Source organism: Roseburia inulinivorans DSM 16841, assembly GCF_000174195.1.
GTDB lineage: Bacteria > Bacillota > Clostridia > Lachnospirales > Lachnospiraceae > Roseburia > Roseburia inulinivorans.
This window is the reverse complement of sequence record NZ_ACFY01000022.1, coordinates 1-21,508: the sequence shown is the minus strand read 5'-3', so window position 1 is coordinate 21,508 and position 21,508 is coordinate 1. Positions and strand designations below refer to the sequence as shown.

Genomic DNA, 21,508 nt, shown 5'->3' with positions numbered 1-21,508 from the left:
CGTTTGTCTGCTGCTTTGCAGGAGATGTAATACTTGCTTTTTATAATAAGATACAAAAAAAAGAGACTTTTTTTGTTGGGACTTGTCACATTTTTAATGGGGCATCTGTTCTTTATCCGGTGGCTGGACCGGATGCAGCCGCCGGCAGTTGCAGATATGGTGTTTCCGGTCATAGCGGTGATCGGGATTTTTGCAGTGACAGGAATGGGCAGCTTTCATACCGGAAGACTCCGGCCATGCATTTTAGTCTACACTTTTTTTATTGCATACCTGTTTGCAAAAAGCATGCATATTGCAGTGAGTATCCCTGACATGCGGCACATCGTCTGTGCGGTGGGAAGTTTTCTGTTTATGATCTCAGATATTTCCATTCTGTTTCTTTATTTTTATAAAAATAAGAGCCGGAAAGTCCACCTGTTTAACCTTACCACTTATTATGTGGGAATTTTTCTTCTGGCAGTCAGTCCACTGCTTTGCCCATAGGGCAGATTCTTTGTCGAAAAATGTTGTATCATGTTTAGAAGATGCCAGATAATGCATATTTTTGTGAAAAAAAACAAAAAAAACGCTTTTTTATGTAAAAATTATGTATAATAGCTAAAGAGATGATACATTATCGAATCAGGAAGGTACGAATCAGATATGAACAGACAACTGACAATGCTCATTGTAGATGACATGGAAGTGGAACGCATTTCGTTTGCAGAAATCTTTAAAGACGAATATCAGATTCTGGAGGCGGAAAAACGGGAAACAGGCGATGGAACAACTGGAACAACAAAAGGTACATATTGTTCTTCTTGATCTTTGCATGCCGGTGATGGATGGATTTGAAGTGATCCGGGAGATGAAACAGCAGGATAAGTATGCGGATATCCCGATCGTCGCAAAAACTGCAATTGATGAGAAAACAGAGGTTAAAGCGTTAGAAGCGGGAGCGGATGAGTATATTTTTTCTCCGTGTGATCCGGCCATCGTGAAAAAAAGAGTTCATAATCTTGTGGAAAAATATATTCTGGAACGGGAGAAGATCAGGGCACAGTTAGAGAAAGAGCAGGAGATGGGCAGGGCAAAAGAACTGTTTCTTGCAAGGATGTCCCATGAACTCCGCACACCGATCAATGGAATTCTGGGCATTTCACAGCTTGCCCATTATAAAGATGCAGAAGTCCGGGAGGATTTTAAGAAGATCCGTTATCAGGCGGAGTATCTGTGGGAACTGGTCAATGATGTGCTGGATATGGCAGCCATTGACAATGGAAAAATGACGATCCGTCATGTGGCGTTTTCACTCAATGAGGTCGTGTCGGAGGTCTCTGGTCTTTTTTATTCCCAGTGCAGAATGAAAAGGATCTATTTTTATTTCAGGGTTGACAATGTGACACATGAATATCTGATCGGAGATGCAATCCGTGTCAAGCAGGTGCTTGTGAATCTGCTCTCAAATTCGTTTAAGTTTACCGAGAAGGGCGGAACCATTGAGGTGTGCATGTCTGAGCTGGATGTGGATGACAGCAGGACGGTTTTACATATTACAGTGCGTGATACCGGATGTGGGATTTCGGATAAAGCTTTGGAAAAAATCTGGGAACCGTTTGAGCAGGAACAGCATGAAAACGGAAAATATTACGGTGGCAGCGGTCTGGGACTTCCAATCATAAAGAGCATTGTCGAACAGATGCACGGAACGATCGATGTGGCATCCGAATATAATGTGGGTTCAAAATTCATCGTGGACATTCCATTTGAAATTGGAAAAAGTATTGTGCGGGAGAAACGTAAGTTCAGATCATTAAAAGTTTTTCTGGTAAACAATGATGAGATCGCACTGCATTATATGATGTCGACGCTGACGAGACTCGGGATCCGGTATGACAGTTCGACAGACGGGAAGGAGATCATCCGGATACTCAAAGAAGCGTATGAACGAGGGGAAGGCTACGACATCTGTTTTGTCAACTGGCAGATGCCGGGGGGATATGGCAAAAAACTGGTCAGGGAAATGCGGGAGATCTTTGACCGTGATACATTAAAAATCGTTACATCTTCCTATGATACAGAGGATTATGAGGAAGAGATGCGCGGGGCGGGTGTAGATTATATCCTGAAAAAACCGGTGCTGCAGTCTCAGGTATACAGTCTGATCTCAGAGATCTGCAGCGTGCCGGAGGCAGAGAAAAATAAAACGGAGGACTATGATTTTACCGGAAAGCGGGCACTGCTGGCAGAGGATAATGCAGTCAACGCAGAGGTCTTTCAGGGATTTCTGAAGGCAGTCAACGCAGAAGTAGAATGTGCCGACAATGGGGAAGCGGCACTTTCACGCTATCAGAATATGCCGGATTACTATTATGACATGATTTTTATGGATCTGAATATGCCGATCATGGATGGGTATGAGGCAGCAAAGAGTATCCGAGGCAGCAAAAAGCCGGACGCATCGGATATCCCGATTCTGGCAGTCACTGCAAATGCGATGGCAAAGGATATCGTGAAAGTGCATGAGGCAGGCATGAATGAAAGAATCACAAAGCCGGTACAGAGAGAGCTGTTGTATCAGACAATGGAAAAATATATTCTGTAAGAAAGGGCAGGAGCACATTGCGTGTTCCTGCTTTTTATGCAATAGGAAATGTTTGAAAAGAGAGAAGCTGTGCTTGACAACGAATCCGTTTCTGTGATAGGTTATAAGCAGACACTTTAATGTGGTAGCGTGGTAATAAACTGAAAATAAAGGATGGAGATTTTATGAAGAAATTTATGGCATTATTACTTGTTGCAGGGATGACATTGTCGCTGACAGCGTGTGGAGGTTCCACTGATACAGCAAAAACGGATCAAGCAGACGGAAAAGATACATTTACTGTTGGATTTGACCAGGATTTTCCGCCGTTTGGTTATGTGGGGGATGATGGCGAATTTACAGGGTTTGACATTGAGATGGCGACGGAGTGTGCAGCGCGTATGGGCAAAAAGATTGTGTTACAGCCGATCGACTGGGATGCAAAGGATATGGAGTTAGAAGCCGGTACGATCGACTGTATCTGGAATGGATTTACGATGAATGGACGTGAAGATCAGTATACATGGACAGATCCATATATGGACAACAGCCAGGTGGTTGTGGTAAAGAAAGATTCCGGAATTAACACACTTGCGGATCTTGCAGGAAAAGTGGTGGAGGTACAGAAAGAGTCTGCCGCAGAGACCGCATTAAACGATGAAGAACATGCAGATCTGATGGCTTCCTTTGCACAGCTCTTATCGGTAGGCGAATACAACACCGCATTTATGGATCTTGAGTCTGGCGCAGTCGATGCTGTTGCGATAGATATCGGTGTCGCACAGTTCCAGATTGAGGGAAAAGAAGATCAGTATCAGATTTTAGATGAGACGATTTCCTCAGAACAGTATGCGGTTGGATTTTTCCTTGGGAACACAGCACTTCGCGATGAGGTGCAGAGCACTTTATTAGAGATGGTAGAGGACGGCACATTCGCAGAAATATCCAACCAATATTTCGGTTATGATGTCTGCACGCTCGGCAAATAACAGCGCATTGGTTTTACAGTAGAAAAAGATAGGGGTTCTTTTTATATGAGCTTTCAGGTAATGATTTCCCAGCTTGGTTCCGGGATGATGACAACAATTCAGATTTTCTTATTAACACTTATTTTTTCACTGCCGCTTGGACTTCTGGTAGCCTTCGGAAGAATGTCAAAAAATGTTGTGATAAGAACGATCACCAAAATATATATTTCCATTATGCGTGGAACACCCTTAATGCTACAGCTTTTGGTGGTATATTTTGGACCATACTATATTTTCGGCGTGAATATTTCGTCAAGCTACCGCGCATATGCGGTTGTGATCGCATTTGCAATCAACTATGCTGCATATTTTGCAGAGATATACCGTGGTGGTATTGAGTCCATGCCGGTTGGACAGTATGAGGCGGCAAAAGTATTAGGCTATGGAAAAACACAGACATTTGTAAAGATCATCCTTCCACAGGTGATCAAGCGTATTCTTCCGTCCGTGACCAATGAGGTGATCACGCTGGTAAAAGACACGTCGCTTGCGTTTTCCATTGCTTATGCAGAGATGTTTTCACAGGCAAAGGCACTGGCAGCTTCACAGAAGAGCATGATCCCGTTTGTGGCAGCCGCGATATTCTATTATGTCTTTAACTATGTGGTGGCATTTATCATGGAATTTTTTGAGAAAAAGATGAGTTATTATCATTAGAGATACAATCGTAGTAAAATTAAGGCAAAGAGGAAATGATATGAATTTACTGGAAATGCAGCATGTAAAAAAGGGCTTCGGCGAAAACGAAGTTTTAAAAGATATCAGTTTAAGCGTTGCAGAGGGCGAGGTTGTCTCCATCATCGGACCTTCTGGTTCCGGAAAATCCACCCTGCTGCGATGTGCGACACTGTTAGAGCAGATGGATGACGGAAGCTTAACGTATATGGGGGAAAAGGCGGCAGAGAGTATCAATGGAAAAACGGTTTATGCGAAACCGGCAGATTTGAAAAAGATACAGAGACATTTTGGACTGGTATTCCAGAATTTTAACCTGTTTCCACATTATTCTGTCTTAAAAAATATCATTGATGCCCCGGTCAGTGTTCAGAAGCGGAAAAAAGAAGAGGTTGTTGCAGAAGCAAAGGTATTACTGGAGAAGATGGGATTAAGCGGCAGGGAAGATGCCTATCCATGTCAGCTTTCCGGCGGACAGCAGCAGAGGGTATCCATTGCGCGGGCACTTGCCATGCGGCCGGAAATATTATTCTTTGATGAACCGACTTCCGCGCTCGACCCGGAACTGACGCTTGAGATCCTAAAAGTCATCCGGGAGCTTGCGGAGGAAAAAATGACGATGGTCATTGTCACGCATGAGATGAACTTTGCAAAAGATGTGTCAAACCGTATGATCTTTATGGATAAAGGTGTGATCGTGGAGGAGACGACACCGGAGTTATTATTTACTTCGACAAATCAGAGAACGAGGGAGTTCCTTGGAAAATATCATGACATGGCGTAGTGGTCGCATGTTTTGTATAAAAAATCATCTGTCCTGCATGGAAAAAATATTTGACATCAAATGCGTGGATCAATATAATAAAGAACGGTAAAAAGATGTGAGATGTAATGTGAATCATAAACTCACATCTTTTTCTATGCTTTGAGAAATACTAGAAGAGAAAATGGAGGAACAGTGATGCAGAAAATCTGGGTATGTGGTGCCCGCGGTCAGATTGGCCAGGCAGTGAATGATGTTGTGGATAAATTGGAATTTGAAATGTTAGATACAGATGTGGATGACCTTGATGTGACGGATACAGATGAAGTACTTCGTTTTGGCGAGATGAACCGCCCGGACATCATCATCAATTGTTCCGGTATGACGGATATCAGTTCCTGTGAGGAAAATCCTTCGCAGGCGTTTAAAGTAAATGCACTGGGAGCCAGAAATCTGGCGATCGTTGCAGCAAAAATGCAGGCAAAAATGGTACAGCTTTCCACAGATGACGTGTTTGACGGCAAAAGCACAGAGCCTTACACAGAATTTGACATTACAAATCCGGGAACGGTTTATGGAAAGTCCAAGCTTGCGGGGGAAAACTATGTGAAAGAATTCACAACAAAACATTTTATCGTGCGGAGCACCTGGGTGTATGGAAAGGGACAGAATTTTATCAATGGTTTCTTAAAAAAAGTGGACGCAGGCGAGCAGTTATCGATTGCCTCCGACCAGTTTGGATCACCGACGAGCGCAAACGAACTGGCAAGATTTTTATTACATCTTGTGCATACAAGCGAGTACGGAACTTACCATGCGACGAACAAGGGCGTGTGCAGCCGTTATGCGTTTGCACAGGAAATTTTGAAAATGACAGGAAAGACGGCTTCCATGCAGCCGGTTCCAACTGTCATGTCGGATTTTTCCAAGGTGAGACCGGCGTATGCGGTGCTCGATAATTTTATTATGAGCATGGTTCCGATTTATGATTTCCCAGACTGGCAGGATTCCCTGAGAGAATATCTGGAAGAGAGGGGATTATATCATGCAGAATAGAGTTCAAAAGAAGAAAAAGATAAGCCTTACCACGATGATCTTTATTGCGCTTCTTGCAGGAGCTTTGGCCGGTGTGATCATCAACTATGTGATTCCATCGAACTACGTGGTGGATGATATCATTGTGCAGGGTGTCTTTTATATTGTCGGACAGGGATTTATCCGTCTGATGCGTATGCTCGTCGTTCCGCTTGTATTCTGCTCCATCGTCTGCGGAAGCATGGCAGTGGGAGATACGAAAAAGCTTGGAAGCGTCGGTGTGAAGACACTAATTTTTTATCTGTGTACGACAGCGCTTGCGATTACCGTTGCGCTGACGATCGCCAATATTTTTAATCCGGGAAAAGGACTTGACATGTCACAGATCCAGGTGACTTCCACCGTGAGTGAGACAACACAGTCCATGAGCATGACAGAAACACTGTTAGACATTATCCCGGTCAATATTTTTAATTCCTTAAGCGAGGGAAATATGCTGCAGATCATTGTGTTTGCATTGATCCTCGGTGTGATTCTCGCAAACATGGGAGACCGTGTTGACATTGTGAAGAACTTCTTTGGACAGTTCAATGATATTATGATGGAAATGACGATGGCTGTCATGAAGCTTGCACCGATCGGAGTGTTCTGCCTGATCGCAAAAACATTTGCAGAGATCGGTTTTGAGGTGTTCATCCCATTGTTAAAATATATGTTCTGCGTTCTGCTTGCACTCGCAGTGCAGTGTTTTGTGGTGTACCTCGGATTGCTGAAAATATTTTCAGGGCTCAACCCGTTTATTTTCATCAAGAATTTCTTCCCGGTTATGGCGTTTGCATTCTCAACCTCAACTTCGAATGCAACCATTCCAATGAATATTGATACGCTTGCGGAAAAAATGGGTGTTTCGAAAAAGATTTCATCTTTCACGATCCCGCTCGGAGCGACCATTAACATGGATGGAACATCGATTATGCAGGGTGTGGCGGTTGTGTTCACCGCACAGGCATTTGGAATCCCGCTTGACATGATGGATTACCTCACTGTCATTGGAACCGCAACGCTTGCCTCCATCGGAACCGCCGGAGTGCCGAGTGTGGGTCTGATCACATTGACCATGGTATTTAATTCCGTTGGACTTCCGATCGAGGGAATCGCGCTGATCATGGGAATTGACCGGATCCTGGATATGACACGTACCGCTGTCAACATCACAGGGGACGCTGTCTGCACGACGATCGTTGCCTCCTGGAATAAGGCGGTTGACCGCGATGTTTATTACAGACGAAAATAGGGGACAGACTGTTTCAGACGGTCACGGAATAATTGCACAAAAAAGGATAAGTGAAATTGTTACTTTGCACAAAAAGCTTATGTATTATAATAAAAACATCAGAGGTACTTGTAATTCCATACATTTTCGATATAATGTCTTAGATGGTTAAAAAATTAACGAACAAAAACGAGTGAGGTATTTACAATGTACGCTGATGAAAATGTGATCAAAATTAAACACGATGTACTTTATGAAGTGGCAAAACTTGCATTTGCAGGTGAGCTTGAGGAGAAGAAAGACTACATTGCAAACCAATTAATCCCAGGACCAGCAGCACAGTTCCGCTGCTGCATCTATAAAGAGCGAGAGATTATCAGACAGAGAGTCAGACTGGCAGAAGGAAAAGCTCCTGGACCAGTAGATGACGGTAATGTGATCCAGGTGATCAGTTCTGCCTGTGAAGATTGTCCGATTTCCAGTTATACAGTGACAGAAAACTGCCAGAACTGTCTTGGAAAGGCATGTATCAATGCATGTAAATTTGGTGCGATCGAGCCGGGAAGACTTCGTTCCCACATTGATCCACAGAAATGTAAAGAGTGTGGCAAATGTGCTCAGGCCTGTCCGTACAATGCGATCGCACATTTAAAGAGACCATGTAAATTCAGTTGTCCGGTCAATGCAATTACATATGACGAGTACGGAATCTCCGTTATCGACGAGAAGAAATGTATCCGTTGTGGAAAATGTATCCACAGCTGTCCATTCGGTGCGATCGGATCTAAGACCTATATTGTAAATGTAATTGAAGCATTAAAATCCAATAAAAAAGTTTATGCAATGGCAGCTCCTGCAACAGAGGGACAGTTCGGTGATGATATCACGATGAACAGCTGGAAGAAAGCAATGGAGGCAGTTGGTTTTGATGGTTTCTTTGAAGTCGGTCTCGGCGGAGATATGACAGCTGCTTATGAGGCAGAAGAGTGGGCAGAAGCTTACAAAGAAGGCAAGAAGAAAGTAACTTCCTGTTGTCCTGCATTTGTCAATATGGTAAGACATCATTTTCCGGAGCTTGCAGACAATATTTCTACCACGATTTCTCCGATGGCAGCAGTATCCCGCCTGATCAAAGCAAAAGATCCGGAGGCAGTTACCGTATTTATCGGACCATGTATCGCTAAGAAATCCGAGGTGGTAGACCAGAAGATCGAAGGCAATGCAGATTATGTATTAACTTATTCTGAGATCCGTGCCATCATGAAAGCGAAGAGTGTGGCATTAGAACCGGATGAGAACAGCTATCAGGAATCTTCTGTATACGGTAAGAGATTTGCCAATGCAGGCGGTGTGACTGCAGCAGTTCTTCAGAGCTTAAAAGAATCTGAAGATGAGATTGATGCAAAGGTATGCAAGTGTAATGGTGCAGCAGAGTGTAAGAAAGCGCTGTTATTAATGAAAGCCGGAAGATTGCCGGAAGACTTCATCGAAGGTATGGTATGTGAAGGCGGATGTGTCGGCGGACCAAGTGCATTCAACGATCAGATCTCTTCCAAGAAGAACAGGGATGCATTGATCAGCAATGCGGATGGACGCGGAATCCACGAAACTTAAAGAATTATGATATGGACAGTTTCTCTATGCATCGTGAATAATGTTGATTTTACAGGGCTCGCAGCAGTTGCTGCGGGCTCTTGAATTGTACGATTTGTTTCAATTTAATATTTTTTATAAAAAATTTGAAAAATAGTGAAAAAAAGGTTGCAATATCCTTATCCATGTGTTATATTAAATGAGTACTTGGTTCGTTGGTCAAGCGGTTAAGACGCCGCCCTCTCACGGCGGAATCAGGGGTTCGATTCCCCTACGAACTGCTATTATCATGAAAGGAAGCATATTTATATGCTTCCTTTTTTGATGTACAAAAAGGCGATTTGTACTTTGCAAATCGGTGGAAGAGTGCTATACTAGAGAAAATAAGCAGTTTTGAAAGAGTTTTGTGAAAACTGGGGAAGAACAAAGGAGAACATGGGGTTTGAAAAGTATCAGAACAAGATTAACATTATTTTTTCTGCTGATATGTGTGGGATGTCTGGCAATTGCAATGGCAGTGTCTTCCATTTTCAGCAGGTCTGCTTTGACAGACACAAACGACAGGCTGCATGAGCAGCAGGCAGAGTATTATGCGTCTATGATCGACAGCTGGCTTCAGGAAAATACAGGTGATGTGGATGCAGCATGTACCTTTTTGGAGGCAAAGAGCCTGATCGATGAGGTGACGATCCGCCCGGTTATGGAACAGTACACAAATAATAACGTGAATGCGATCAATGTCAATGTAGGTTTTGAAAATAAGCTGTTTATTGACGGTACTGGCTGGAAACCGGAAGCAGGATGGGACTGTACGGGAAGACCGTGGTATACGGATGCAAAAGCGGCAGGTGGAGAGAAGTATTTTGGCGATCCTTATGTGGATGCAGTCACTGGAGAATTGATCATCAGTGTGTCTAAGATGTTCCATACAGGCTCCGACATGGAAGGCGTAGTCAATATGGATCTGAAGCTGAGCACATTGTTTGATATGATGAACGAGATCACCGATACTTCGGATGGCAGTTACAGTTTTATTTATAATGAGAATGGCGCCATTTTAATGCATCCGAACAGTGAGTTTATATCAACTGGTGAGAATGTAGTGAATGTAAGCGATCTGATCGGCGGAGCATACGAGAAGGCAATGACGTCCCAGAGAGCATTTACGGACTATGACGGCAAGGCAAAATACCTGAAGGCTGCCACAGTTGCAGGAAGCGGATGGAAAGAGGTTCTGGTCACACCTGTTGCCGCTTATAACAGTGCAGCGAACGAAATGCTTATGGTTCTCGTTGTGGTTACTGTCCTGTCATCGGTAATTGCAGCAGTACTTGTGATCTTGTATGCCGGAAGCATAACAAAACCGATTCTGAAGATCCAGAAGCAGATCAATCATTTACAGGAACTGAATTTAAAGGAAATTGACATCAAGGAAAACAGACAGAAGGATGAGCTTGGAAGAATGAACCATGATGTGCTGGAACTGCAGAAGACACTCGGACATATTATACAGCAGATGGGCGACTCCTCCACGAATTTGTCAGAGCAGTATGATATTGTGAATTCTTCCGTTTCTACCCTGCTGGATAATAATGTTTATGTCAAGAACCTGATCAATGAGGTGTTGTCAGCAGTCAGTGAGGAGGCAGACCAGATCCAGACAGCCAATATGTCGTTGAACGATTTTGCGAAGGAGATTGACGAGATTGCATTGCACACAGCCAATATGAATAACAGTGCGACGAAGACAATGGCACAGAGTGAGACAGGTGTCAAGGCAATCGAACTGCTGGGAGAGCAGTTTGAAAAGACGAGAAAGCTTCAGGATGAAGCATACAGCACAGTGGCTGATCTGGAAGAACGCTCGCGCACGATCGATGATATTTCGCAGACAATCAACAGTATTGCAGAGCAGACGTCCTTATTGGCACTGAATGCAAGTATTGAGGCTGCAAGAGCCGGAGAAGCCGGAAAGGGATTTGCTGTTGTTGCAGAAGAGATCGGTAAGCTTGCACGTGCGACCAGTGATGCCACTACCAACATCACTGCTATTATTCTGGAGATCCAGAAAGAAATTGAAGTGGTAAGCAGTCAGATGTTCTCCATGAAAGATGAGACAGAAAAGTGTATGGGAGTTATGGGTGATACCCGTGCCGTATTTGAACAGATCAATCAGGAGATCGATGATGTTGGTGCAGCTGTTCAGGGACTGGAAGGTGCAGTAGGAATTTTGAATTCAAATAAAGCAAAAGTTGTGGATCGGTTTTCAGATATTTCTTCCGAGACAGAAGAACTGGCTGCATCCAGTCAGGATATTTTAGGAAAAGTTGACCAGCAGAGCGTGGAGATGGAAAATATCCATACTGCGATCGAAAGCCTGCACAATGTTGTGACAAAACTGAATGAGATCATGGATCAGTTTACAGTGTAAGCCGGTTAAATCAGAAAAATGTAAAAAAATATAAAATAATGCTTGCATTTTTGTTTTTGCTATGTTATATTATGCAAGCATGGTTCGTTGGTCAAGCGGTTAAGACGCCGCCCTCTCACGGCGGAATCAGGGGTTCGATTCCCCTACGAACTGCTCTGTTATTTTTATAACAGCCCAACCCGGAATGCCAGAAACAATGTTTCTGGCATTTTTAAATGCTTTTTTTAATAAAAAGCTTGCAAAATAGAAGAAAGAGTGTTACTTTATTTATGTTAACACGTTGACTTGATTGAGAGAGGGCAAAACCCTCTCTCAATTTATGTTTAGGAGACAGCAACGTGACGGAACACGAAAAAACTGAATATGGAAGGAAGAGGTGTACACATGTCGAAAAAAGAGATGTATGAAGCACGCACCGAAGAACTCATCACCCCGATTTTAGACCGAAGAAACTTTGAACTTGTGGATGTGGAATATGTCAAAGAGGGTAGTACCTGGTATTTACGGGTTTACATTGACAAAGAAGGCGGAATCACTTCCGACGATTGCGCAGATGTATCCAGGGAAATGAATGAGATTCTTGACAGAGAGGATTATGTAGAAGGTTCCTATACCTTTGAAGTGAGCTCTCCGGGTCTTGGAAGACCACTGAAAAAAGAAAAAGACTATATAAGAAGCATGGGGAAGGAACTGGAGATCAGAACCTACCGTGCGATTGACCGGGAAAAAGAATTTTACGGCATTTTAAAAGCATACGATGCCGATACAGTGACAATTGAGCAGGAAGACGGAAAAGAGATGGTATTTGAAAAATCCAATATCGCACTGATCCGCCTGGCTTTTGATTTTTAGCGTAAAATAACAGAAAAAATAATGGAGGATAAAATAATGGCTAAGAATAATGAATTGTTAGAAGCGTTAAATATATTAGAACAGGAAAAAAATATCAGCAAAGAGACTTTACTTGAGGCAATCGAGAACTCACTGATCACTGCATGCAAGAACCATTTTGGAAAGTCTGAAAACGTAAAAGTTAACATTGATCCGGAAACATGTGAATATCATGTATTTCAGGAGAAAAAAGTTGTAGAGAAAGTGGAAGATCCGGTTGAGGAGATCAGCCTTGTCAATGCGAAGATGATCGACTCCAAATACGAACTGGATGACATTGTAAATGTAGAAGTGAAATCCAAAGAGTTCGGACGTATCGCAACACAGAATGCCAAGAACGTGATCTTACAGAAAATCCGTGAGGAAGAGAGAAAAGTTCTTTTTGATGAGTACTACAGCAAAGAGAAAGATATCGTAACAGGTATCGTTCAGCGTTATGTTGGAAAGAATGTGAGCATCAACCTCGGTAAAGTGGATGCCATCCTCACAGAGAATGAGCAGGTAAAAGGCGAGGTATTCCAGCCAACAGAGCGAATCAAAGTTTATATCCTGGAAGTAAAATCTACCTCCAAGGGACCGAGAGTGCTTGTTTCCAGAACACATCCGGAATTGGTAAAACGTCTGTTCGAATCTGAAGTTGCCGAAGTAAAAGACGGAACGGTTGAGATCAAGGCAATCGCACGTGAGGCAGGAAGCAGAACAAAAATCGCAGTATGGTCGAATGATCCGGATGTAGATCCGGTTGGAGCATGTGTTGGTATGAACGGTGCACGTGTCAATGCAATCGTCAATGAACTCCGTGGTGAGAAGATCGATATCATCACCTGGAATGAGAATCCTGCAATGCTCATCGAGAATGCATTAAGTCCTGCAAAAGTTATTTCTGTTATCGCAGATGCAGAAGAGAAAGCAGCAAAAGTAGTCGTTCCTGATTATCAGTTATCCCTTGCAATCGGTAAAGAAGGACAGAATGCAAGACTGGCTGCAAGACTGACAGGATTTAAGATCGATATCAAGAGTGAGACACAGGCGAGAGAAGCCGGCGATTTCTTTGATTACGAGAATGAGTACGAAGATGATGAATACTATGAGGAAGATGGCGAGTACAATGATGCAGACTATCAGGATGACACAGAGTATTCCGAGGAGAATTGATCGAGGATAGCAGATTATGGCAAATAAAAAGATTCCGATGCGTCAATGCATAGGCTGTGGAGAGATGAAGCCTAAGAAAGAAATGATAAGAGTCATTAAGACAGCGGAAGATGAGATAATATTAGATACAACCGGTCGGAAAAATGGCAGAGGTGCATACATTTGCCCGGAAAGCGAATGTCTGCAGAAAGCAATTAAGTGTAAGGGATTAGAACGCTCATTTAAAATGCCGATTCCAAAAGATGTATACGAAATGCTGACAAAGGAGATGGAAGAATTTGAGACCAGATAAAGTTTTATCCATGTTGGGAATTGCAGCAAAATCCGGTAGTGTCGTAAGTGGTGAGTTTTCAACGGAGAAAGCAGTCAAGGAAGGCAGGGCTTATCTTGTGATCGTGGCAGGAGATTCCTCCGATAACACGAAAAAGATGTTTTCCAATATGACCGATTTTTATGAGGTTCCAATGTATATTTATTCTGACAAAGAGACATTGGGACACTGTATTGGAAAAGAATTTCGTGCATCACTTGCAATTGTAAATGAAGGGCTTGCCCATTCCGTGGAAGACAAATTGAAACAGACAATAACAACTGAATAATGGAGGAGTCAGAATATATGGCAAAAATGAGAGTTCATGAACTTGCAAAAGAGTTAGAGATAAAATCACAGGAAATTATAGATAGTTTAAGCGGTACAGAGTACGAGATCAAGTCCGCAAGCAACAACATTGATGATGCTGCGCAGGAGATCATCCGTAAAAAGTACAAAAAATCCGCACCAAAGGCAGAAGAAAAATCTGCCGCAGAGAAAGCAGAAAAACCAGCTGCACCAAAGGCAGAGGAGAAAGCGAGACCAGAGGAGAAGAAACCAGCAGATGCTGAGCATGACAGACCAAAGAAAAAGTCCAGCATCACAGCCGTGTTTAACGCACAGTACAGCAAACAGGGCGCAGGACATGGAAATAACAGAAGACCGAACCAGGGAGCAAAAGGCGGAAGATCACAGGATGGCAGACGCCCGGCAAATGACCGTGGTGACAGACCGGCCGGTCAGGCAAAACCAGCGATGTCCGGCAATGATATGAGAAAATATTTTGACAGTCTGATCAATCCAAATGCAGGAAAAGAGACAGAAAACAAAGCTCCAAAAGCAGAGGAAGTTAAGACTGAAACTGCACAGACTGCACCGGCAGCACAGGAGAGAGTTTTCAAAAAACCAACTGAGAATGTTTATGAGCAGATGCGTCAGCAGGAGAAGACCTCCAGACCAAATCAGGACAACAGACGCCCACAGGGAGACCGCCCGGCAAGAAACGGACAGAATGGCGGATACAATAACCGCGCAAACGGCGACAGACCAGCCCGTCCGCAGGGAGACCGTCCATACAGAAATAATAATGGCGAAGGTGGATATAATAACCGTAACAATGGTGACAGACCAGCCCGTCAGGGAGATAACAGAGGCCAGAGACCAAACGGCGGAAACCAGAGACCGTTCAACAACGGAAGACCGGGACAGGGATTCAATCAGGGAGACCGCAGCGGAGGACGCAATAATAACTTCCGCGGAAGAGATAATGGTGGAAGATTAGACCGTGAGATCGACAAGTTCAATAAGGATTCTGCACCATTGGCAGAGGAGATGCGCGGAAAAGAGACACGGGAGAGAGAACGTGACAACAAGAACCGCAACGGAAAACAGCGCGGCGATTATGATGTTTTAGGAAGCAGGAAGCAGGAGCGCTTCATAAACTTAGAGAAGAATGGCGGCAAGAAGAAACCACAGCAGCAGCCACAGCCAAAACAGGAAGAAGAGACTATCAAGACACTGGTCCTTCCGGAGAAACTTACCATCAAAGATCTTGCTGACAAGATGAAAGTACAGCCGTCAGTGATCGTAAAGAAATTATTCTTAAAAGGAACGATGGTAACAGTCAATCAAGAGATCGATTACGATCAGGCCGAAGAGATCGCTTTAGAGTTTAACTGTATCTGTGAGCCGGAAGAGAAGGTTGATGTGATCGCAGAACTCTTAAAAGAGGAAGATGATGCAGAAGAGACATTAGTTGCACGTCCACCGGTTGTATGTGTTATGGGTCACGTTGACCACGGTAAAACATCCCTTCTGGATGCAATCCGTTCTACCCGTGTGACGGACAGAGAGGCAGGCGGTATCACACAGCATATTGGTGCTTCTGTGGTATCCATCAACGGACAGAAGATCACATTCCTTGATACACCTGGACATGAAGCCTTCACAGCAATGCGTATGCGTGGTGCAAATTCTACAGATATCGCAATCCTTGTAGTTGCGGCTGATGACGGTGTTATGCCACAGACGGTAGAGGCGATCAATCATGCGAAAGCAGCCGGAGTTGAAATTATTGTTGCGATCAACAAGATTGATAAACCAAGTGCAAACATCGAGAGAGTAAAACAGGAGTTGTCCGAGTATGAACTGATCCCGGAAGACTGGGGTGGAAGTACTATTTTCTGTCCGGTATCTGCTCATACAAAAGAAGGTATTGACAACTTGCTGGAGATGATCCTTTTAACAGCAGAAGTGCTTGAGTTAAAAGCAAATCCAAACCGTAAAGCAAGAGGTCTTGTCATCGAGGCACAGCTTGATAAAGGCCGCGGAGCAGTTGCCACTGTATTAGTACAGAAAGGTACGTTAAGAGTCGGTGATCCAATCGCCTGCGGAAGCTGCTTTGGTAAAGTCCGTGCGATGATCGACGATCAGGGAAGAAGAGTAAAAGAGGCAGGTCCATCTACTCCGGTTGAGATCCTTGGTCTGTCCGCTGTCCCGGAAGCAGGTGAGACATTCGTTTCTACTGATTCTGAGAAAGAGGCAAGAGCATTTGCTGACACTTATATTTCCGAGAGCAAGAATAAGCTGATCGAAGATACGAAGGCAAAGATGTCCTTAGACGATCTGTTCTCACAGATCCAGTCTGGAAATGTAAAAGAATTGAATATTATTGTAAAAGCAGACGTACAGGGTTCTGTAGAAGCAGTAAAACAGAGTCTTGTAAAACTGTCCAACGAAGAAGTAGTTGTAAAAGTCATCCATGGCGGTGTAGGTGCAATCAATGAGTCCGATATCATCTTAGCATCCGCTTCCAATGCAATTATCATTGGATTTAACGTTCGTCCGGATCCAACTGCAAAAGTGACAGCAGACAGAGAGAACGTTGACGTACGTCTCTACAAAGTCATTTACAATGCAATTGAAGATGTGGAAGCAGCTATGAAGGGTATGTTAGATCCTGTATATGAGGAGAAAGTACTTGGTCATGCAGAAGTGAGACAGATCTTCAAAGCATCCGGTGTTGGTAACATCGCAGGTTCCTATGTGCTTGACGGTGTGTTCCAGAGAGGCTGCAAAGTCCGTATTTCACGTGAAGGAACACAGATCTTTGAAGGAAATCTTGCTTCCTTAAAGAGATTTAAAGACGACGTAAAAGAGGTAAAAGCCGGATACGAGTGCGGTCTTGTATTTGAAGGATTTAATGATATTGCTGAGCTTGATATTGTGGAAGCATATACCATGGTAGAGGTTCCTAGATAAAAAAGAGGCATAAAATATGAGAAAAAACAGTATTAAAAATACCAGGATCAACGGAGAGGTTCAGAAAGAATTAAGTAACATTATCCGTGGTGAGATCAAAGACCCGCGCATCAATCCACTGACAAGCGTAGTTGCAGTGGAGGTAGCTCCGGATCTGAAAACCTGTAAGGCATATATCAGTGTCTTAGGAGATGAAAAATCCCAGCAGGATACGATCAAAGGCTTAAAGAGTGCAGAGGGTTATATCAGAACCATGCTTGCAAAGAGCATTAACCTGAGAAACACACCACAGATCACCTTTATCTTAGACCAGTCCATTGAATATGGTGTCAAAATGTCAAAAATGATCGATGATGTAACCAAAGATATCGCAGATAAGACAGAGGAATAGAGATGACAAACTTTGATGTTTATCTGGCAGATGCAAAAACAGTTGCCATTGCGGGTCATGTGAGACCGGATGGCGACTGTGCAGGCTCCTGCCTCGCTACATACAATTATATTAAAAACTATTTTCCACATGTGAAGGTCGATCTTTACTTGGAGCCGATCCCGAATATTTTCAAGTTTATGAAGCGTTCGGAAGAGATTTTGAGTGAGTGGCCGGATGACAGGAAATATGATCTGTTTATCGCACAGGACTGCGGTGATGCAAAGCGTCTTGGCAATGCTGCAAAGTATTTTGAATCGGCAGAACATACGATCTGTGTGGATCATCATGTGAGCAATCAGAACTTTGCAGAACATAACTATATTTTTCCAGATGCAAGCTCCACCTGTGAACTGATCTTTGAACTGCTTCCAGACGAGCGCATTGACCGGGAGATCGCAGAATGTATCTACACCGGAATGGTGCATGATACCGGTGTTTTCCAGTATTCCTGCACTTCCAGAAAAACGATGGAGATCGCAGGAAAGCTTATCGAAAAAGGAATTAACTTCCCAAAGATAGTCGACGAGACATTCTTTACAAAAACGTATAACCAGAACCGTATTATGGGACTTGCCCTGATGAAAAGTGTTCTGCATCTGGACGGAAAGTGCATTTCCAGTGTCATCACGAAGCAGGAGATGCAAGAGTATGATGTGCTTCCAAAGCACTTAGATGGGATCGTCAGCCAGCTTAGGGTGACAAAGGATGTGGAAGTTGCCATCTTTTTGTATGAGTTAGAGGATGGAGAATTTAAGGTCAGCACAAGATCAAAAGAACTTGTTGACCTGTCAGAGATCGCAGTGAAGTTTGACGGCGGCGGTCATGTGAGAGCTGCAGGTTTTTCCATGAAGGGAGAACCGGAGCAGATCATCGAAGCTATTTTGGAAGAAGTAAAAAACAGCTTTAGAAAATAATGAAGAAAAAGGATACACTATGGTCAACGGAATCATTAATGTATATAAAGAAAAAGGGTATACATCTTTTGATGTAGTGGCAAAACTCCGTGGTATCTTTAAACAGAAAAAAATCGGACACACAGGGACACTCGATCCGGATGCGGAAGGGGTGTTGCCTGTGTGTCTTGGTAAAGCCACAAAAGTCTGTGATCTGCTCACTGATAAAAGCAAAGAATATGAGGCAGTGCTCTTATTGGGAAAGGTGACAGATACCCAGGATATCACCGGTACAGTGCTGGAGGAGAAAGATGTGAAGGTGACAGAGGAAGCCGTGAGGGAGACAGTCCTTTCTTTTGTGGGGGACTATATGCAGATCCCACCGATGTACTCTGCGCTGAAAGTCAATGGAAAAAAACTCTGTGATCTCGCAAGGGAGGGCAAAACCGTAGAGCGTCAGGCAAGACCTGTGAAGATTTTAACGATTGACATTCTGGATGTTACGCTTCCGAGGGTGCGCATGCGTGTACACTGTTCCAAAGGAACGTATATCCGCACTTTATGTCAGGATATCGGAGAAAAACTTGGCTGCGGCGGTTGTATGGAATCGCTGCTCCGCACGCAGGTGTCTGAGTTCTTGTTAAAGGATGCCTTAAAAATCGGGGAGATCGAGCAACTTGTGAAGGAGTGCACAAAGGAACTTCCGCCGGAAGCATGGAGCAGAGCGCACTTTCCGTTTGTGCGGTCTGTGGATTCTGTTTTTACACAGTATCAGAAAGCAGTCGTGCCGGAGCAGTTTGCAAAAGTACTGTATAATGGAAACCGGATCGAGCCGGAGATGATCCGCTCGTTTGAGGCATCTATGCAGCAAAAACCGATCAGAATTTATGATGAAAAGGATCACTTTATCGGAATCTATGAATTCCAGCAGGAGAGGGGAAACTTCAAACCTGTGAAAGTGTTTATGGAAGAATGAAATATATAAAAAATACACTGGATTTTCATGTCGAAGAACCGACTGTCATTTCTCTTGGAAAGTTTGATGGTATCCATCGCGGACATGAACTCTTAATGGAAAAACTTGCGCAGAAAAAGGAGGAAGGATTAAAGGCAGCTATTTTTACCTTTGATATTCCACCGAAAAAAAATGTGGAGCATATCGAGGCAAAGGTGCTTACCACGAACGAGGAGAAAATGCATATTTTTGAAGGGATCGGGATAGACTATCTCATCGAATGTCCCTTTACGAGAGAAGTGATGTGCATGGAACCGGAAGATTTTATCCGTATGCTCGTAGAAAAATTAAATGTAAAATGTATCGTGGCAGGGGAAGATTTTCATTTTGGACACAACAGACGCGGTGATTATCAGATGTTGAAAAGATATGCACTGGTCTATGGTTATGAGGCACTTATTCTCTCGAAAATGAAAGAGGATGAGAGGGATATCAGCAGTACTTTTGTCCGCGAAGAGATCATGGCTGGAAACATTGAAAAAGCCAATCATCTCTTAGGCTACCGCTATTTTGTGACCGGAATGGTAAAACACGGGAATCAGATCGGAAGGACGATCGGGATTCCGACGATCAATCTGATCCCACCGGAGGAAAAACTTCTGCCGCCTTTTGGCGTCTATGTGACAGAAGTGTTTATCGATGATAAAAGGTATTACGGTGTCACAAATGTAGGGTGCAAACCTACGATAAAGGGAAATAATCCGGTCGGGGTGGAGACACATCTTCTGGATTTTAGGGAAGATGTGTATGAGAAAGTGGTAACGGTTGAATTTCGGACAATGATCCGGGAAGAACGCAAGTTTGAAAGTATTGAAAAACTTCAGGAACAGATGATGAATGACATTGCATTTACAAGAGCTTTTTTCGCAAAAATGAAATAGGATGAATGGACAGGTAAATGCCACTTTGTAAAATCTGGATCTACAAATATTACAAAAATGTTACAAATATGATTGACATTGTAATAAGTGACTGTTATACTGTAAAAAGTTTGAAAAATATATTTTGTAAGATGAAAAAGAAGCAGAAAGACATGCAGATGTTCAGGAGGCATTATGAAATCCAAATATATCAGGGCAATATGTCTTGGAGCAGCAGGATTACTAGTTATTTCCACTGCAGCGATCAACAATCATAAACAGAGTGAAGATGTGACAGCTAAGGCAGTTGCCACAGCTTCTGTAATAGAAGAAAGTGCAGAGACGGTCGACGCAGGTGTGACAGCCGGTATTGCAAGCGTGACAGCACAGGCACTTGCCAGTGATGAAGACGTGGCAACTGTTTCTGATACAGATACAGAACTTACAGCAGCAGCACAGGAGGAAGTGACATCCGTATATGGATATACGAATCTTGGAATTGCAGTGGTAGATTCCGGTAACTTAAATGTCCGTGAGACACCGGGAACCGATGCAACACTTGTCGGTAAGATGCCAAACCATGCAGCCTGTGAAGTGTTAGGTGTGGACGGAGAATGGACACAGATCCAGTCCGGTGAAGTCACCGGATATGTAAAGTCTGAGTATCTGGTCATCGGAAATGAGGCGGCCGCTCTGGCAGAGCAGGTAAAAGAGACGGTTGCTAAAGTAACAACGACAACTCTTTACGTGAGGGAAGAGTCCAATACAGACTGCAGTATCGTGACTTCTATGCCAATGGGCGAGGAGTTAGAGGTTGTAGAGCAGTTAGATGGCTGGGTAAAAGTAAGTATCGACAGTGATGAGGGATATGTATCCGCAGACTATATTGAGATCAATACCGAGCTTCCAACAGCTATGACCATGACGGAAGTAAGATATGGACAGGGTGTCTCGGATGTCCGTGTTGATCTGGTATCTTATGCATGCCAGTTCGTAGGAAATCCTTATGTGTGGGGTGGTACAAGCCTGACAAGAGGCGCTGACTGTTCCGGTTTTGTCATGAGTGTATTTGCAAACTATGGTGTTTCACTGCCACATTCTTCCGGTTCGCAGGCAGGCTGCGGAACAAGCATCTCTGCATCGGAAGCACAGCCGGGAGATTTGTTCTTTTATGGTAATGGAAGCAGGATCAATCATGTGGCGATCTATATTGGAAACGGACAGGTGGTACATGCAAGTTCCCCTCGTACCGGTATCAAAATCTCCGGTGCATGCTACCGTAATCCGGTAAAAGTAGTCCGTGTATTGCAGGATTAATTTGGCTTAATG

At 43.6% G+C, this 21,508-nt stretch carries 19 protein-coding genes, 2 tRNA genes and 1 pseudogene; all 22 read left to right on the top strand.

The genetic code is table 11. The features are described 5' to 3' along the window. Nucleotides 1-96: 96 nt before the first annotated feature. The 22 genes and pseudogenes from ROSEINA2194_RS20035 (at nt 97) to ROSEINA2194_RS02000 (ending at nt 21,496) form a co-directional block, all read left to right on the top strand. Nucleotides 97-483 (top strand): lysoplasmalogenase family protein, encoded by a 387-nt coding sequence (locus ROSEINA2194_RS20035; protein WP_252832534.1) that lies wholly within the window; start codon nt 97-99, stop codon nt 481-483. Between the two features lie 159 nt (nt 484-642). Beyond that, on the top strand, nt 643-804 hold the full coding sequence (locus ROSEINA2194_RS20810) for a hypothetical protein (RefSeq protein ID WP_172727034.1): 162 nt from the start codon (nt 643-645) through the stop codon (nt 802-804). Beyond that, entirely contained in the window at nt 761-2,584 is a 1,824-nt protein-coding gene (locus ROSEINA2194_RS02095; RefSeq protein ID WP_044926947.1) for a response regulator, read from the top strand. Before ROSEINA2194_RS20810 ends, ROSEINA2194_RS02095 begins: the two co-directional genes overlap by 44 nt. Before the next feature lie 164 nt (nt 2,585-2,748). After that, nucleotides 2,749-3,552, top strand: a complete 804-nt coding sequence (locus tag ROSEINA2194_RS02090; protein ID WP_007882789.1) for an amino acid ABC transporter substrate-binding protein — start codon at nt 2,749-2,751, stop codon at nt 3,550-3,552. Nucleotides 3,553-3,597: 45 nt separating this feature from the next. Beyond that, entirely contained in the window at nt 3,598-4,248 is a 651-nt protein-coding gene (locus ROSEINA2194_RS02085) for an amino acid ABC transporter permease (protein WP_007882788.1), read from the top strand. 40 nt (nt 4,249-4,288) lie between these two features. Continuing rightward, complete coding sequence (locus ROSEINA2194_RS02080; protein ID WP_007882787.1) at nt 4,289-5,050, top strand: amino acid ABC transporter ATP-binding protein; 762 nt, start codon at nt 4,289-4,291, stop codon at nt 5,048-5,050. Between the two features lie 177 nt (nt 5,051-5,227). Further along, nucleotides 5,228-6,085, top strand: coding sequence for a dTDP-4-dehydrorhamnose reductase (gene rfbD / locus ROSEINA2194_RS02075; protein ID WP_007882786.1), 858 nt, complete (start codon nt 5,228-5,230; stop codon nt 6,083-6,085). Further along, entirely contained in the window at nt 6,075-7,358 is a 1,284-nt protein-coding gene (locus ROSEINA2194_RS02070) for a dicarboxylate/amino acid:cation symporter (protein ID WP_007882785.1), read from the top strand. The genes rfbD and ROSEINA2194_RS02070 overlap by 11 nt, the downstream gene beginning before the upstream one ends. A 186-nt stretch (nt 7,359-7,544) precedes the next feature. Further along, nucleotides 7,545-8,992: pseudogene (locus ROSEINA2194_RS02065) on the top strand (4Fe-4S dicluster domain-containing protein). Between the two features lie 147 nt (nt 8,993-9,139). Continuing rightward, nucleotides 9,140-9,211: transfer RNA gene (locus ROSEINA2194_RS02060), tRNA-Glu, on the top strand. Nucleotides 9,212-9,372: 161 nt separating this feature from the next. Next, entirely contained in the window at nt 9,373-11,361 is a 1,989-nt protein-coding gene (locus tag ROSEINA2194_RS02055) for a methyl-accepting chemotaxis protein (protein WP_044926944.1), read from the top strand. 81 nt (nt 11,362-11,442) lie between these two features. Continuing rightward, nucleotides 11,443-11,514 (top strand) — tRNA-Glu (locus ROSEINA2194_RS02050). A 231-nt stretch (nt 11,515-11,745) separates the two neighbouring features. Then, nucleotides 11,746-12,213 carry a ribosome maturation factor RimP gene (gene rimP / locus ROSEINA2194_RS02045; protein WP_021924174.1) on the top strand — a complete coding sequence of 156 codons (468 nt, stop codon included), beginning with the start codon at nt 11,746-11,748 and terminating at the stop codon, nt 12,211-12,213. 36 nt (nt 12,214-12,249) lie between these two features. Further along, nucleotides 12,250-13,407 carry a transcription termination factor NusA gene (gene nusA / locus ROSEINA2194_RS02040; RefSeq protein WP_044926942.1) on the top strand — a complete coding sequence of 386 codons (1,158 nt, stop codon included), beginning with the start codon at nt 12,250-12,252 and terminating at the stop codon, nt 13,405-13,407. Between the two features lie 16 nt (nt 13,408-13,423). Then, a complete protein-coding gene (gene rnpM, locus ROSEINA2194_RS02035; RefSeq protein WP_007882777.1) occupies nt 13,424-13,699 on the top strand; it encodes an RNase P modulator RnpM in 276 nt (91 codons plus the stop codon). Continuing rightward, on the top strand, nt 13,686-14,006 hold the full coding sequence (locus ROSEINA2194_RS02030; RefSeq protein ID WP_021924172.1) for a L7Ae/L30e/S12e/Gadd45 family ribosomal protein: 321 nt from the start codon (nt 13,686-13,688) through the stop codon (nt 14,004-14,006). The genes rnpM and ROSEINA2194_RS02030 overlap by 14 nt, the downstream gene beginning before the upstream one ends. 17 nt (nt 14,007-14,023) lie before the next feature. Continuing rightward, nucleotides 14,024-16,978 (top strand): translation initiation factor IF-2, encoded by a 2,955-nt coding sequence (gene infB, locus ROSEINA2194_RS02025; protein ID WP_081453856.1) that lies wholly within the window; start codon nt 14,024-14,026, stop codon nt 16,976-16,978. A 16-nt stretch (nt 16,979-16,994) separates the two neighbouring features. Continuing rightward, nucleotides 16,995-17,369: a 30S ribosome-binding factor RbfA gene (rbfA, locus tag ROSEINA2194_RS02020; protein WP_007882773.1), complete on the top strand. Its 375-nt coding sequence runs from the start codon at nt 16,995-16,997 to the stop codon at nt 17,367-17,369. 2 nt (nt 17,370-17,371) lie between these two features. After that, nucleotides 17,372-18,325, top strand: coding sequence for a DHH family phosphoesterase (locus ROSEINA2194_RS02015; protein ID WP_007882772.1), 954 nt, complete (start codon nt 17,372-17,374; stop codon nt 18,323-18,325). Nucleotides 18,326-18,344: 19 nt separating this feature from the next. After that, nucleotides 18,345-19,280, top strand: coding sequence for a tRNA pseudouridine(55) synthase TruB (gene truB / locus ROSEINA2194_RS02010; protein ID WP_007882771.1), 936 nt, complete (start codon nt 18,345-18,347; stop codon nt 19,278-19,280). Next, a complete protein-coding gene (locus ROSEINA2194_RS02005) occupies nt 19,277-20,200 on the top strand; it encodes a bifunctional riboflavin kinase/FAD synthetase (protein ID WP_007882770.1) in 924 nt (307 codons plus the stop codon). Before truB ends, ROSEINA2194_RS02005 begins: the two co-directional genes overlap by 4 nt. Nucleotides 20,201-20,374: 174 nt before the next feature. After that, complete coding sequence (locus ROSEINA2194_RS02000) at nt 20,375-21,496, top strand: C40 family peptidase (protein WP_007882769.1); 1,122 nt, start codon at nt 20,375-20,377, stop codon at nt 21,494-21,496. The last annotated feature ends 12 nt before the right edge of the window (nt 21,497-21,508 follow it).

Bases quoted from the DNA above. Each gene is read 5' to 3' on its own strand.
- ROSEINA2194_RS02015 (WP_007882772.1), top strand. From the start codon at position 17,372: ATGACAAACTTTGATGTTTATCTGGCAGATGCAAAAACAGTTGCCATT.
- ROSEINA2194_RS02070 (WP_007882785.1), top strand. From the start codon at position 6,075: ATGCAGAATAGAGTTCAAAAGAAGAAAAAGATAAGCCTTACCACGATG.
- ROSEINA2194_RS20035 (WP_252832534.1), top strand. From the start codon at position 97: ATGGGGCATCTGTTCTTTATCCGGTGGCTGGACCGGATGCAGCCGCCG.
- rfbD (WP_007882786.1), top strand. From the start codon at position 5,228: ATGCAGAAAATCTGGGTATGTGGTGCCCGCGGTCAGATTGGCCAGGCA.
- ROSEINA2194_RS02000 (WP_007882769.1), top strand. From the start codon at position 20,375: ATGAAATCCAAATATATCAGGGCAATATGTCTTGGAGCAGCAGGATTA.
- rimP (WP_021924174.1), top strand. From the start codon at position 11,746: ATGTCGAAAAAAGAGATGTATGAAGCACGCACCGAAGAACTCATCACC.
- nusA (WP_044926942.1), top strand. From the start codon at position 12,250: ATGGCTAAGAATAATGAATTGTTAGAAGCGTTAAATATATTAGAACAG.
- infB (WP_081453856.1), top strand. From the start codon at position 14,024: ATGGCAAAAATGAGAGTTCATGAACTTGCAAAAGAGTTAGAGATAAAA.
- ROSEINA2194_RS02090 (WP_007882789.1), top strand. From the start codon at position 2,749: ATGAAGAAATTTATGGCATTATTACTTGTTGCAGGGATGACATTGTCG.
- ROSEINA2194_RS02095 (WP_044926947.1), top strand. From the start codon at position 761: ATGGAACAACTGGAACAACAAAAGGTACATATTGTTCTTCTTGATCTT.
- truB (WP_007882771.1), top strand. From the start codon at position 18,345: ATGGTCAACGGAATCATTAATGTATATAAAGAAAAAGGGTATACATCT.
- rnpM (WP_007882777.1), top strand. From the start codon at position 13,424: ATGGCAAATAAAAAGATTCCGATGCGTCAATGCATAGGCTGTGGAGAG.
- rbfA (WP_007882773.1), top strand. From the start codon at position 16,995: ATGAGAAAAAACAGTATTAAAAATACCAGGATCAACGGAGAGGTTCAG.
- ROSEINA2194_RS20810 (WP_172727034.1), top strand. From the start codon at position 643: ATGAACAGACAACTGACAATGCTCATTGTAGATGACATGGAAGTGGAA.
- ROSEINA2194_RS02005 (WP_007882770.1), top strand. From the start codon at position 19,277: ATGAAATATATAAAAAATACACTGGATTTTCATGTCGAAGAACCGACT.
- ROSEINA2194_RS02085 (WP_007882788.1), top strand. From the start codon at position 3,598: ATGAGCTTTCAGGTAATGATTTCCCAGCTTGGTTCCGGGATGATGACA.
- ROSEINA2194_RS02080 (WP_007882787.1), top strand. From the start codon at position 4,289: ATGAATTTACTGGAAATGCAGCATGTAAAAAAGGGCTTCGGCGAAAAC.